Source organism: Streptomyces sp. NPDC000941, from assembly GCF_053599555.1.
Genome location: NZ_JBSFMM010000139.1, coordinates 1 through 12387 on the forward strand (window position 1 = coordinate 1; position 12387 = coordinate 12387).

At 71.6% G+C, this 12387-nt stretch carries 13 protein-coding genes; 4 read left to right on the forward strand and 9 right to left on the reverse strand.

Going from position 1 to position 12387, the window contains the following annotated elements; translation table 11 throughout:
* Positions 1–1181: glycosyltransferase family 4 protein (locus ACWDSL_RS34640; RefSeq protein WP_450491921.1), on the reverse strand; the 1181-nt coding region annotated here is incomplete at its 3' end.
* Positions 1182–1356: 175 nt separating this feature from the next.
* Here ACWDSL_RS34640 and ACWDSL_RS34645 point away from each other — a divergent pair.
* Positions 1357–2064 (forward strand): response regulator transcription factor, encoded by a 708-nt coding sequence (locus tag ACWDSL_RS34645; RefSeq protein ID WP_450491922.1) that lies wholly within the window; start codon positions 1357–1359, stop codon positions 2062–2064.
* Positions 2065–2138: 74 nt separating this feature from the next.
* Entirely contained in the window at positions 2139–3515 is a 1377-nt protein-coding gene (locus tag ACWDSL_RS34650; RefSeq protein WP_450491942.1) for a HAMP domain-containing sensor histidine kinase, read from the forward strand.
* 16 nt (positions 3516–3531) lie between these two features.
* On the opposite strand, the gene ACWDSL_RS34655 is transcribed toward ACWDSL_RS34650, so the two are convergent.
* The 5 genes from ACWDSL_RS34655 to ACWDSL_RS34675 are packed head-to-tail and all read right to left on the reverse strand — an operon-like array spanning position 3532 to position 7094.
* Positions 3532–4326 (reverse strand): SAM-dependent methyltransferase, encoded by a 795-nt coding sequence (locus ACWDSL_RS34655; RefSeq protein WP_450491923.1) that lies wholly within the window; start codon positions 4324–4326, stop codon positions 3532–3534.
* Positions 4323–5120: an SAM-dependent methyltransferase gene (locus ACWDSL_RS34660; RefSeq protein WP_450491924.1), complete on the reverse strand. Its 798-nt coding sequence runs from the start codon at positions 5118–5120 to the stop codon at positions 4323–4325. The genes ACWDSL_RS34655 and ACWDSL_RS34660 overlap by 4 nt, the downstream gene beginning before the upstream one ends.
* Positions 5117–5932: an SAM-dependent methyltransferase gene (locus ACWDSL_RS34665; RefSeq protein WP_450491925.1), complete on the reverse strand. Its 816-nt coding sequence runs from the start codon at positions 5930–5932 to the stop codon at positions 5117–5119. Before ACWDSL_RS34665 ends, ACWDSL_RS34660 begins: the two co-directional genes overlap by 4 nt.
* Positions 5929–6204 carry a DUF397 domain-containing protein gene (locus ACWDSL_RS34670; protein ID WP_398527513.1) on the reverse strand — a complete coding sequence of 92 codons (276 nt, stop codon included), beginning with the start codon at positions 6202–6204 and terminating at the stop codon, positions 5929–5931. Before ACWDSL_RS34670 ends, ACWDSL_RS34665 begins: the two co-directional genes overlap by 4 nt.
* A 32-nt stretch (positions 6205–6236) precedes the next feature.
* Entirely contained in the window at positions 6237–7094 is an 858-nt protein-coding gene (locus ACWDSL_RS34675; protein ID WP_450491926.1) for a helix-turn-helix domain-containing protein, read from the reverse strand.
* 216 nt (positions 7095–7310) lie between these two features.
* On the opposite strand from ACWDSL_RS34675, the gene ACWDSL_RS34680 reads away from it, so the two are divergent.
* Together ACWDSL_RS34680 and ACWDSL_RS34685 are read left to right on the forward strand one after the other, a co-directional pair.
* The gene (locus ACWDSL_RS34680; protein WP_450491927.1) at positions 7311–7790 is read left to right on the forward strand and encodes an ATP-binding protein; all 480 of its coding nucleotides are present in this window, start codon (positions 7311–7313) and stop codon (positions 7788–7790) included.
* Positions 7791–7934: 144 nt separating this feature from the next.
* Complete coding sequence (locus ACWDSL_RS34685; protein ID WP_450491928.1) at positions 7935–8885, forward strand: TAXI family TRAP transporter solute-binding subunit; 951 nt, start codon at positions 7935–7937, stop codon at positions 8883–8885.
* Positions 8886–8909: 24 nt separating this feature from the next.
* Here the strand turns inward: ACWDSL_RS34685 and ACWDSL_RS34690 are convergent, their stop codons facing one another.
* The 3 genes from ACWDSL_RS34690 to ACWDSL_RS34700 are packed head-to-tail and all read right to left on the reverse strand — an operon-like array spanning position 8910 to position 12295.
* Complete coding sequence (locus ACWDSL_RS34690) at positions 8910–10262, reverse strand: ATP-binding protein (protein WP_450491929.1); 1353 nt, start codon at positions 10260–10262, stop codon at positions 8910–8912.
* Positions 10253–10924, reverse strand: coding sequence for a response regulator transcription factor (locus tag ACWDSL_RS34695; RefSeq protein ID WP_089510124.1), 672 nt, complete (start codon positions 10922–10924; stop codon positions 10253–10255). Before ACWDSL_RS34695 ends, ACWDSL_RS34690 begins: the two co-directional genes overlap by 10 nt.
* 30 nt (positions 10925–10954) lie before the next feature.
* Positions 10955–12295, reverse strand: coding sequence for an MFS transporter (locus ACWDSL_RS34700; RefSeq protein ID WP_450491930.1), 1341 nt, complete (start codon positions 12293–12295; stop codon positions 10955–10957).
* Positions 12296–12387 lie beyond the last annotated feature (92 nt).

Sequence of the window (12387 nt, forward strand, 5' to 3'; positions counted from 1 at the left end):
CGGCGCGCGGCGGCCCGGCCGCGCTCCCAGCCGCGGGAGAGGCGGCTCGCCGCCAGGTCCTCGAAAAGGCGCTCGTAGCGCAGGGCGATCGGCTCGGGGTCGTAGGCCTCCGCGCTCTCCAGGGCCGCCGTGCCCATGGCCCGGCGGGCCGGGGCGTCGGCGATGAGGTCCAGGAGCGCGGCGGCGAGGGCGTCCTTGTCGCCGGTGGGGACGAGCCGGCCGGTGACCCCGTCCTGGATGATCTCCGCGGGGCCGAGCGGGCAGTTGGTGCTGACCACGGGGACGCCGCAGCGCATCGCCTCGACGATCGTCATGCCGAAGGACTCGGCGTCCGAGGCGACCGCGACCAGCGACGCCTTGGCGAACTCCGCCTCGATCGGCGAATGCGGCCCCATCAGCCGTGCGCTTTCCGCGAGGCCGAGCCGGTCGATGAGGGCCTGCAGCCGTTCCTCTTCGGCGCCCCCGCCGTAGATCCGCAGCCGCCAGTCGGGGTGCTTGTCCGCGACCGCCGAGAACGCGTCGATGAGCAGGTCGAAGCGCTTGCCGCGGACCAGTCGGCCGGCCGCGGCGATGACCGGGGCGGTGCCGTCCGAGGGGGCGACCGGGGGCCGGGGGACGCTGTTGGGGACGGCCAGGGTCCGTACGCCCGGCAGGGGCATCTTCGCCCGGTAGACCGCCGCGTCCGCCTCGGTCGTCGTGACGACGGCGTCGAGCGTGCGGTAGTGGCGGGCGAGCTCGGTCCGCAGGGCCTTGCTGTGCGCGTCGTGCCGCAGGTGCTCCTGGGCGATACGCAGCGCGTGGCGCGGGGCGAACCGGGCTATGTAGACGTTCGCGCCGGGGCGGGTGCCCACGATCACATCGGCGTCGCTGGTGCGCAGATACTCCGCGACCCGCTCGTCGTGCAGCCGGCTGTACTGGCGGTACCGCTTCTCGGCTGAGGGAAAGTCCCGGGCGGGCTCGCCGAGCCGCGGGTCGTGCGCGTCGAGGCCGCTCGGACGCGTGTCGACCAGCGGGACGAGCCGCACCCGGGGGTCCACGGTGAAGCGCGGCGTCTCACGGTGCCGCTGCATCGAGGCGATCTCCACATCGTGCCGCTCGGCCAGGGCCGACGCCAGGTTCAGCGTGGTCCTGATCGTCCCGCCGATCGCGTACACGTTGTGGAGCAGGAATGCGATCTTCATGTGGTGTCTTTCCGGCCGGTGACAACACCGGGGAGAGCCGCCCCCCGGATCGTTGTGAACACCATGGCGGGGCACGGTAAGCCGGCCGCGAGAACAAGGTGAGAGCCGGGTAAGAAGCCAGGCCACAGGGTGCTCCGCGGCGCCCGCACCTCGTCCGGCTTGGCAGACTCGGGGTGTGACGACGTACAACACCGTGCTGCTCGCCGAGGACGACCGGGCCATCCGCCACGCCCTGGAGCGCGCCCTGACGCTGGAGGGCTACCAGGTCACCGCCGTCCCCGACGGCATCGAGGCGGTGGCCGCCGCGCACCGCGAGCAGCCGGATGTGATCGTGCTGGACGTGATGATGCCGGGTCTGGACGGGCTGCAGGTGTGCCGGGTGCTGCGGGCGGAGGGGGACCGTACGCCGATCCTCATGCTGACCGCCCGGGTGGAGACGGCCGACCGGGTCGCGGGGCTCGACGCGGGCGCGGACGACTACGTGGCCAAGCCGTTCGACGTGGACGAGGTCTTCGCCCGGCTGCGCGCCCTGCTGCGCCGCGCCGCCCCCTGGGTGGGCGAGGAGGAGACCGGGCCGGGCGACGGCATGGAGGAGGTGGCGGATCTGCGCCTCGATTCCTCGGCCCGGCGGGTCTGGCGGGCGGGGGCGGAGCTGGAGCTCACCCGCACCGAGTTCGACCTGCTCGAGCTGCTGGTGCGCAACAGCGGCATCGTGCTGGACCACACCACGATCTACGACCGGATATGGGGCTATGACTTCGGCCCCGGATCGAAGAACCTCGCCGTCTACATCGGCTATCTGCGGCGCAAGGTGGACCAGCCCGGGCTGGTCCCGCTGATCCACACCGTACGGGGCGTCGGCTACACCCTCAGGGGGGCCTGACCGTGCCGCTTCCGCGCCCGCGGCGCCCCAGGTCCAGGCCCAGGCCCAGATCCAGATCCAGATCCAGATCCAGTCTGCGCATCACCTTCGCGGTCTCCTTCGCGGCGGTGGCGGCCGTCGTCACCCTCCTGGTCGGCTTCCTCAGCTACGACGCGGCGGCCGGGCTGGTCCGGGTCGACCAGCAGTCCGTCTTCAGCGAGGTCATCCACGACCTGCGGAACCAGGTGCGGCAGCAGCCGCTCGGCTACAAGGACTTCGTCTCCTCCGACCCCGACCACGACGGTCCGAGCGACGATCTGCGCCGCCCGACCCGTACCGACGTCCAGATACTGCGCCCCACGGGCGCCGTCGCCGACACCGGCAGCCCCGCCCTGCCGGTGTCCGCCGCCGAGCGCCGGATGGCGGCGTCCCGTACGGCGGGGCTGGTGTCGCGGCGGGACGTCGAGATCGGCGAGGAGCAGTTCCGGATGGCCACGGTCTCGCTCGGCGACGGCCGGGGCGCGGTGCAGGTCGCCCAGCAGTCCAGCGATATCGAGGATCTGCTGCGGGAGCTCCAGAAGCGCACCGCGCTGTTCGTCGGCGCGGCCATCGTCGCGGCCGGGCTCGTCGGATGGTGGCTGGCGGGGCGGATCACCAGGCGGCTGGTGCGGCTGACCGGGGTCGCCGAGAGCGTGGCGGCCACCGGGCGGATGGATGTGGCGGTGCCGCTCGCCGGGGCGGACGAGGTGGGCCGGCTGGGGCGGGCCTTCGACGGCATGCTCGGACGGCTCGCGCGCTCCAAGGACGACCAGCGGCGGCTGGTCCAGGACGCCGGGCACGAACTGCGCACCCCGCTCACCTCGCTGCGCACCAACATCTCGCTGCTGCGCCGCTTCGAGGAGCTGCCGCCGGCGGCCCGCGAGGAGCTGCTTGCCGACCTCGCGGGGGAGACCCGGGAGCTGACCGACCTGGTCAACGAGGTGGTGAGCCTGGCAGCCGGACAGGGTGACGACGAGCCGCGGGTGGCCACGTCGCTCGGTGAGGTGGCCCACCGGGCCGCCGGTCTCGCCCGCCGCCGCACCGGCCGGGAGATCACCGTGGCCGCGGACGACACGGTCCTGGAGGGCCGCCCGGCGGCCCTCCAGCGGGCCATCACCAATCTGGTGGAGAACGCGGCCAAGTTCGACCAGGCGGGCACCGCGCCCATCGAGGTGGTCGTCAGGGGCGGCCGGGTGGCGGTCCTCGACCGAGGGCCGGGCGTGGCCGACGAGGACCTTCACCGGGTCTTCGACCGCTTCTACCGCGCGGCCGGGGCGCGCAGCCTGCCCGGCTCCGGCCTCGGCCTGGCCATCGTCCGGGAGGTGGCCGCCGCCCACGGCGGTACGGTCTTCGCCGAGCGGCGGCCGGGCGGCGGCGCGGTGATGGGCTTCACGGTCACCGACGCCGCGCCCGTTCACCATGAGGGGCCATGAGGGGCCATGAGAGCCCTCAGGGCTTACGGGCCACGCCCGCCCAGAAGGAGACCTCCTCGTCGGTCACCGTGACCGGGCCGTCGGGCCACCACCGGTGCGGCGGCACGATGCCCGGCTCGACGAGCTCCAGACCGGAGAAGAACTTCTCGATCTCGCTCTTGGTGCGCAGCTGGGCCTCGATACCGCCCTTGCGGTAGATCGCGACCGCCGCGTCCACACTCGCCTGGTCGAAGTCCGGCGAGCTGTGGCTGATCTCGAGATAGCTGCCCGAGGGCAGCGCGTCCATCAGCCGCTCCACGATCTCGTACGTCCCGTACTTGTCGGGGATGAAGTGCAGCGTCGCGTTGATCGACAGCGCCACGGGCTCGCTCAGATCGAGCGTTTCCAGCAGCTCGGGCGAGCCCAGGATGGACTCGGGCTCGCGGACGTCGGCCTCGATGTACGCGGTGCGCCCCTCGGGGGTGCCGTGCAGCAGGGCCTGGGCGTAGGCGAGCACGATCGGGTCGTTGTCGGCGTAGACCACCCGGGCGTCGGGGGCGATGCTCTGGGCGACCTGGTGGAGGTTGGGCTCGGTGGGAATGGCGGTGCCGATGTCCAGGAACTGCCGGATCCCCGCCTCGCTCGCCAGCCAGCGGGTCGCCCGGTGCATAAAGGCACGGTTGCTCCGGGCGCACGGGATGATGCCCGGATAGACCTCCATCACCTTGCGGGCGGCTTCCTCGTCGACCCGGTAGTGGTCCTTGCCGCCGAGGTAGTAGTCGTACATCCGGGCCGAATGCGGCTTCGTGGTGTCGATGTTCATGGCGTTCATGGCTTACGCGCCACCCCGACCCAGAACGAGCCGTCGGCGCTGTCGAGCGCGGTGGGCTCACCCTCGGGGCGCCACAGATGCGGCTCCTGCACCCCCGGCTCGATGAGTTCCAGGCCCTCGAAGAACGCCTCGACCTGGCTCCTGGTGCGCACCTTGGCGGGGATGCCGCCCTGGTGGTAGATCTCGATGATCTTCTCCCAGATCTCCGGGGCGAAGTCCGGGGTGCAGTGGGTCATGATCAGATAGCTGCCCGAGGGCAGCGGGTCGACCAGCTGCCGGACGAGCTCGTACGGCTTGTCCTCGTCCGGGATGAAGTGGAACAGCGCGTTGAGCGAGAGCGCGACCGGCTTGCTCAGGTCCAGCGTCTCGTGCAGCTCGGGGGCGCCCATGATGCGCTCGGGGTCGCGTACGTCCGCCTGGATGTAGGCGGTGCGGCCCTCGGGTGCGCCGGTCAGCAGGGCCTGCGCGTACGCCAGCACGATCGGGTCGTTGTCGGTGTAGACGACCCGGGCGTCGGGGGCCACGGACTGGGCGACCTGGTGGAGGTTGGGCTCGGTGGGGATGCCGGTGCCGATGTCCAGGAACTGCCGGATCCCCACCTCGCTCGTCAGCCAGCGGGTCACCCGGTGCATGAACGAACGGTTCTCCCGGGCGCATGTCCTGATGCCCGGGAAGACCGCCATGACCTGGGCGGCGGCCTCCTCGTCGACCTGGTAGTGGTCCTTGCCGCCGAGGTAGTGGTCGTACATCCGGGCCGAATGCGGCTTCGTGGTGTCGAAGTCGGTGGTCTTCATGGCTTACGTGCCACTCCTGCCCACATGGATATGTCCGCGCTGCGGATGTCTTCGGGGCGGTCGTCGGGATCGGGCTTCCAGCGGTGCGGTTCCGAGACGCCGGGGTCGACGAACTCCAGGCCCTCGAAGAAGCCCGCGACCTCGTCCTTGGAGCGCGTGATGAAGGGAATCCCGTTCTCCTTGTAGACCTCGATGACGTTCCGCCAGGTCTCCGCGGAGAAGTCGTGGGTGGAGTGCGACATCATCAGATAGCTGCCCGAGGGGAGTCCGTCCATCAGCTCGCGGACGATCTCGTACGGCTTCGCCTCCTCCGGGATGAAGTGGAAGAGCGCGTTCAAGGACATGGCCACCGGCTTGTCCAGGTCCAGCGTCTCCAGCAGCTCGGCAGCCGTGATGATCTTCTGGGGCTCGCGGACATCGGCCTCGACATAGGCGGTACGCCCTTCCGGCGTGCCGGTCAGCAGGGCCTGGGCGTACACCAGCACGATCGGGTCGTTGTCCGTGTAGACGACCCGGGCGTCGGGGGCCACGGACTGGGCGACCTGGTGGAGGTTGGGCTCGGTGGGGATGCCGGTGCCGATGTCCAGGAACTGCCGGATCCCCGCCTCGCGCGCCAGCCAGCGCGTCGCCCGGTGGATGAAGCCACGGTTGACGCGGGCGTTGAGCTTGACGGTCGGATGGACGGTCAGGACCTTGGCGGCGGCCTGCGCGTCCACCTCGTAGTGGTCCTTGCCGTCGAGGTAGTAGTCGTACATCCGGGCCGAATGCGGTTTGGTGGTGTCGATCCGGCCGACGCCGCTCTGCTCGGTCATGCGGCCCTCCAGTCTGTTGCGGTACCCGCCGGGGTGGTCAGGTTCGGTTCGGTACGGGTGGTGAGAAGGAAGTCCGCGGCGCCGGCCTTGGCGCCCTGGATGAACTTCTCGATCTCAAGAGGCGTGTAGATCAGCGCGGGGCCGTCGGGGTCGGTCGACTGGCGCAGTGCCACGCGACCGTCGCTCAGCTTGAGGACCTCGACGCAGGCGCCGCCGTTGGGGCCGCTCCAGGGCTTGCGCCAGCCTTCCGCACCGAGGTGCTTGGCCGGCATACCGTTGTAAATGTGATCCACCTGGTCCACGGTCAGAGCTCCTTGCGAATCTCACGGAGGAAGGCCTCCGTGCGTCGCGCCGGGGTGGCCTGGGTGCCCATTCGGTCGAGGGCCTCCAAGTAGGCGGCCACATCAGCGCGTTCGTCGAGATAAGCGGCGCCGGTCAGCCCCTCGGTATAGACGATGTCCGGCAGTTCCGGGATATGGAACCGGAAGAGCTGGAACGGTCCGCCCATGCCCGGATGGGGTCCAGCGGCGAACGGCACCACTTGCAGGGTGACGTTCGGCAGCTGGATCGCCTCGATGAGGCGGTCGATCTGCGCGCGCATGATGTCCGGTCCGCCGATGGGCAGGCGGAACACCGGCTCGTCCATGACGACCCACAGATGAGGTCCGTCGGGTCGGGTGAGAAGTTCTTGACGCTCCATCCGCAGGGCGACCCGTCGATCGAGCTCCTTGGTGTCGGCCTGCGGGAATCCGATGGTCAGCAGCGCTCGTGCATAGGCTTCGGTCTGCAGCAGTCCGGGGATGAAGTGGGGTTCGTAGGAGCGGATACGGCTTGCCGCGCCCTCGAGGCTCACATAGAGGCTGAACCAGTCCGGCAGCACATCGCGGAAGCGGTGCCACCAGCCGGGTCTGTTGGCGTCCTCGGCCAGGGAGAGGAAGGCCTCGATCTCCTCCTCTTCGGCTCTGTAGGTCTGCAGCAGCTTCTCGACGTACGGGAGCTTCAGGCCGACTTCGGCCTTCTCCATCCTGCGCACCGTCGTCTGGTTGACGTGCAGCGCTCTGGCGGCCTGGTCGTAACTGACGCCGGCTTTCTCGCGTAGATCCCTCAGGCGCATGCCGAGGACCATCTGCCCGACAGTCGGGGCAGATCGCGCTTCACCCACGCCTTACCTCCTCGGACGGTCTCGTGGGCCTCAGTGTGCCATGCTCGGGATGAACCCGAACAGAGTGCTCTGGCTATTCTGCATTTTGCAGAACGCCGCTTGCCAACTGACGCTTACACCACCGATAGTGATGGGGTGACTGGGCCCAATGTGGTTGACGTGACGCTGACTTGCGGCATGCGAACCTCCCCACCGTTGGACGGAAGGCGAACGGCCATGGCACTGCCTCAACGCATGACGATGGCCCGCCCCATGCCCCTCGGCGGGCCGCTCGGTGGGCCCTGCAGCGGGCTCGGCACCAGCGTCCGACAGGAGAGGTTCCAGCTGCCCGCGCAGGGCGCGTCCGTGGCCGCGGCCCGCCGCCGGGTCCGCTCCCGGGTGCCGGTGTGGGGCTTCTGTGAGGACACGTGCGATGCCGCGGAGCTGGTGATGTCCGAGCTGTTCACCAACGCCCTCGTGCACACCGGCAGCGAGCAGATCCTCTGCGTCCTGCGCGCCGAGGAGCCGCGCACCCTGTACGTCGAGGTGGCCGACCAGGGCGGCGGCTCGGCCGGACCGGCCCCGCGTCAGGCGGGCGCGGAGGACGAGGGCGGACGGGGGCTCGCGCTGGTACGGGCCATGGCCGCGGCGTGGGGGGACCGGCCGGGGCTGAACGGCGGCCGGGTGGTGTGGGCCCAGCTCAGCGGGGTGCTCTAACTGCTCTGACGCCGCGCGGCGGGCGTGCCCGACCGTACCCGCCCGACCGCACCAGCCCGGCTCCGTCCCGGCGCCGGAAGCCCGGGATGATCCACAAAAGCGGCAGCCCGGGATGATCCATAGGACACGGCCTAACATGGCCGGATGTCCGCCGTTCCACGTCGCCGCCTTCTGACGCTGGCGGCCGGCGCCCTTGCGACCGGCGCCCTCCAGGGGTGTTCCGGCGACGGCCCGTCCGGCCGGGTCCGGCTGGCCACGGGGCCGCGGGGCGGCCCGTACGCGATCTTCGGCAGCCGACTGGCGGACGAGGTGCACCGGGCCCACGACGGGCTCGCGGTGCGCGTGCTGACCACCGCGGCGAGCGTGGAGAATCTGCACATGCTGGCCGACGGGCGGGCCGAGCTGGCCCTGTCCCTCGCGGACAGCGCGGCCGACGCCACCGCGGGCCGCGGCCTCTTCCAACGGCCGGAACCGGTCGCCGCGCTCGCCCGGCTCTATCTCAACTACCTGCATCTCGTCGTGCCCGCCGACTCGCCGATCAAGGAGCCGGGCCAACTGGCCGGGCGTACGGTCTCCCTCGGCGCCGCCGAGTCCGGCACCTCGGTGACCGCCGGGCGGGTGCTCGCCGCCGCGGGCGTACGCCGCGTCCGCTCCGTACAGCTGGGACTCGGCGAGTCCAGCGCGGCGCTGACCAGGCGGGAGGTGGCCGCGTTCTTCTGGTCGGGCGGCGCGCCGACCCGGGCGATAGCGCAACTGGCCCGGCGCAGGCCCGTACGCCTGGTGCCGCTCGGCGGCCTCGCCCCGGCGCTGCGGCGCGAGCACGGCCCCGTCTACGAGAGCGTGTCGATCCCCGCGGGCGTCTACGGCCTGAACGCCCCGACGCCGACCGTCGCCACCCCCAGCTATCTGGTCTGCCGCACCGATCTCGCGGCGGATACGGCGCGCGCCGTCACCGGCGTCCTCTTCGAGGCCCGCGACCGCCTCCCCGTCCCGGACGCCCCCGGCAGCCGGCTCGACGAGCGGTACGCGATCGGCACGGGGACGGTGCCGCTGCACCGGGGGGCGGCGGCGTACTACCGCGCGGTGTACGGCTGAAGGCTCCGCGCCCGCGCAGTACGGCTACGCCTTGGGCAGCCGCACCTCGACCACCAGGCCGTGCGGCGTGGCGGGCCGCAGGGACAGCTCGCAGTCGGCGGCGCGGGCCAGTTCCGAGGCTATGGCCAGGCCGAGGCCGCTGCCGGGGACATTGCCGTGGCCGGGGGAGCGCCAGAAGCGGCCCAGCGCCGCCTCGAACTGGTCGGGCCCGAGGCCCGGGCCGTCGTCGGCGATCCGCAGCACGCCCCGCTCCAGGCGGACCGTGACCGTGCCGCCGGGCGGTACGAACTTCGCGGCGTTGTCCAGGGCGATATCCGCGATCCGGGCGGCCGCGGCGGGCAGCGGCGCCGCGGGCAGCGGTGCGGCCGACGGGCCGGTGTCGTCGAGCTCCACGGTCAAGGTCAGCTCGCGCGCCGCGTAGACCTCGTGCCAGATGGCCAGCCGCCCGCGCAGCGCCGCGCGGGCGATCGGTTCGGGCGCCGCCGTACCGGCCTCGACCCGGGCGAGCGTCAGCAGGTCCTCCATGAGCCGCCCCAGCCGGTCGACTTCGGCCAGGGCCTCGGCGAACTCCGAGCTGCCGTCCTCCGTCAGATGCGGCTCCAGGTTCTCCAGCCGCAGCGACAGCACGGTCAGCGGGGTGCGCAGCTCATGCGAGGCGTCCGCGACGAAGGCCCGCTGCCGCTCCAGGGCGGCCGAGACCGCGTCGGCCATCGCGTTGAAGCGGCGCTCCAGGAGCCGTAGCTCGGCCGGGCCGCGGCCGCCGTCGCGCACCCGTGCGTCCATCCTGCCCTCGGCGATGGCGCGGGTGGTCAGGTCCAGTTCGGTGACCGGGCGCAGAATCCACCGCGCCAGCCTGCGGGCGGCGATCAGGGCGCAGAGCACGGCGACCACCGAACCGCCCGCCACCGCGGCCCAGACGAGCGTCACATCGCGCCTGGCCGCCGCCGTGGACACCTTCATGACCACCACGCCGGACACCTGCGCGTCCCGGCCCACCGGCTCCGCGACCATGGCCGAGGCGGGGCCGAAGGGGGTGACCAGCGGCAGGCCGGCGGTGGTGCGGCCGGACAGCGCGCGCTCGGCGGGCTCCTTGGACCAGGCCCCGCCGCCCGCCACCCGCCGGCCGTCCCGGTCGCGGATCTCCACCTTCGTGCCGTACAGCTCCTCGTAGCGGGACACCTCCTGGACGAGCCCGGAGGTGTCCCCGTCGCGGATCGCCTGATCGGCCAGTTCCGAGAAGCGGGTGGCGTCCGCGCGCCGCTCCAGCAGCAGCTTGCCGGTGCGGTGCGAGGAGTACGCCAGGGAGAACGGCACGGCGAGCGCGGTCACCAGGCACGCGATCAGCACCGTGTAGACGCCGAGGATCCTCAGCTGCATCCGCCGGTTCCCAGCCGGTACCCGGTGCCGCGCAACGTCTCCACCAGCCACGGGCAGCCGGTCTTGGAGCGGATCCCGGCGATGTGCACATCCAGCGAGCGGGAGGCGGACAGCAGCAGATCGCCCCACACCGCGTCCAGGATCTCCTCCCGGCTGCGGACGACACCGGGCTCGCGGGCGAGCAGGGCCAGTACGTCGAACTCCCGGCGGGTGAGGGCGACCGGCCGGCCGTCCACCTCCAGCTGCCGCGCGGCCAGGTCGATCCGTACGCCGCCCACGGCCACCACCGTGCCGGACCCGGTCAGCGGCCGGGTGCCGCGCCGTACGACGGCGTCCATACGGGCCACCAGCTCGGCCGTACGGAACGGCTTGACGAGGTAGTCGTCCGCGCCCCCGCGCAAGCCCCGCAGCACATCCCGCTCCTCGGAGCGGGCGGTGAGCACGATCACCGGGACGGCGGAGGCGCGGCGCAGCCGGCGCAGCGCCTCCAGGCCGTCCATATCGGGCAGCCCCAGGTCGAGCAGGACGAAGTCGGCGCCGTCCTTGAGCCGCAGGGCGTCGTCCGCGCGCCCGGCGCGGACGACCTGATGCCCCAGCCGGTCCAGCGTGGCGGTCAGCGCGGCCGCCAGCCGGTCGTCGTCTTCGACCAGGAGTATGTGCATGGGCGTAAGGGTAAACAGCCGCTGTACTGGTCAGACAGGGGTGCGCGCCGCCCGCTCCGAGGTGGCCGGCTCATCGGCGGGGGCCTTGGTGAGGGAGGTGTCCCGGGTCTCCCGCATGGTCAGATAGACGATCAGCGACACGGCGGCGCAGCCCGAGACGTACCAGTAGAACCCGGACTCCGCACCGGCGTTCTTGAACCACAGCGCCACATATTCCGCGGTGCCGCCGAACAGGGCGTTCGCCAGCGCGTACGGCAGCGCGACGCCGAGCGCCCGGACGTGGGTGGGGAACAGCTCGGCCTTCACCACCGCGTTGATGGAGGTGTAGCCGGTGACGACGACCAGCGCGGCGAGCGAGAGCAGCAGCGCCCCGCCGAAGGTGTCGGTGTGCGACAGCGCGGTCATGATGGGCACGGTGGCCAGCATCGAACCGATCCCGAAGGTGATCAGCAGCGGGCGGCGGCCGATCCGGTCGGACAGCGCCCCGGCCAGCGGCTGCAGCAGCATGAACACGAACAGGGCGCAGAAGCTGACCAGCGAGGCGTCGGACTTGCTCAGCCCCGCCGTATTGGACAGGTACTTGGTGAGATAGGTCGTGTAGGTGTAGTAGGCGACCGTGCCGCCCATGGTCAGCGCGATGACGAGGGCGGCCTCCTTGCGGTGGCGCAGCAGCTCGGCGACGCTCCCGCGCTCGGTCTCCTGGTGGGCGCCGGCCTCCTCGTACACCTCGGTCTCCAGCAGATTCCGCCGCAGCCAGAAGACCACGGCCGCGGCCACGGCCCCGAAGATGAACGGGATGCGCCAGCCGTAGGAGTGCAGCGAGTCGTCGGACATGGTGCGCTGGAGCACGATCAGCAGGCCCAGGCCGATCAGCTGGCCCGCGGTCATCGAGACGTACTGAAAGCTGGAGACGAAGCCGCGGCGGCCGGGCTGGGACGCCTCGGTCAGATAGGTGGCGCTGGCCGCGTACTCGCCGCCGACCGACAGGCCCTGCAGCAGCCGGGCCACCAGCAGCACCCCCGCGCCGAAGTAGCCGACCTGGTCGTAGGTGGGCGCGATGGCGATGAGCAGCGCGCTGGCCGACATCAAGGTCACGGTCAGGGTGAGCGCGGCCTTGCGTCCGCGCCGGTCGGCGAAGCGGCCCAGCAGCCAGCCGCCGACGGGGCGCATGAAGAAGCCGACGGCGAAGATGCCGGCCGTGTTGAGCAGTTGCGCGGTGTCGTTGCCCTTGGGGAAGAAGGCTGAGGCGAAGTAGGTGGCGAAGCTGGCGTAGACGAACCAGTCGAACCACTCGACCAGGTTTCCGATGGAGCCGCCGATGATGGCGCGCCATGGTGTGCGAGCCGGTGGCGCGGAGGATGTGACGGACATGGGGCCTCCTGGAGCATGCGGGTGGATGGCGGCCCGCCCGAGGGACGCCGCCGCGGATGGCAGCTTCCGCGTGGACGGCGGCGGCGTACAGA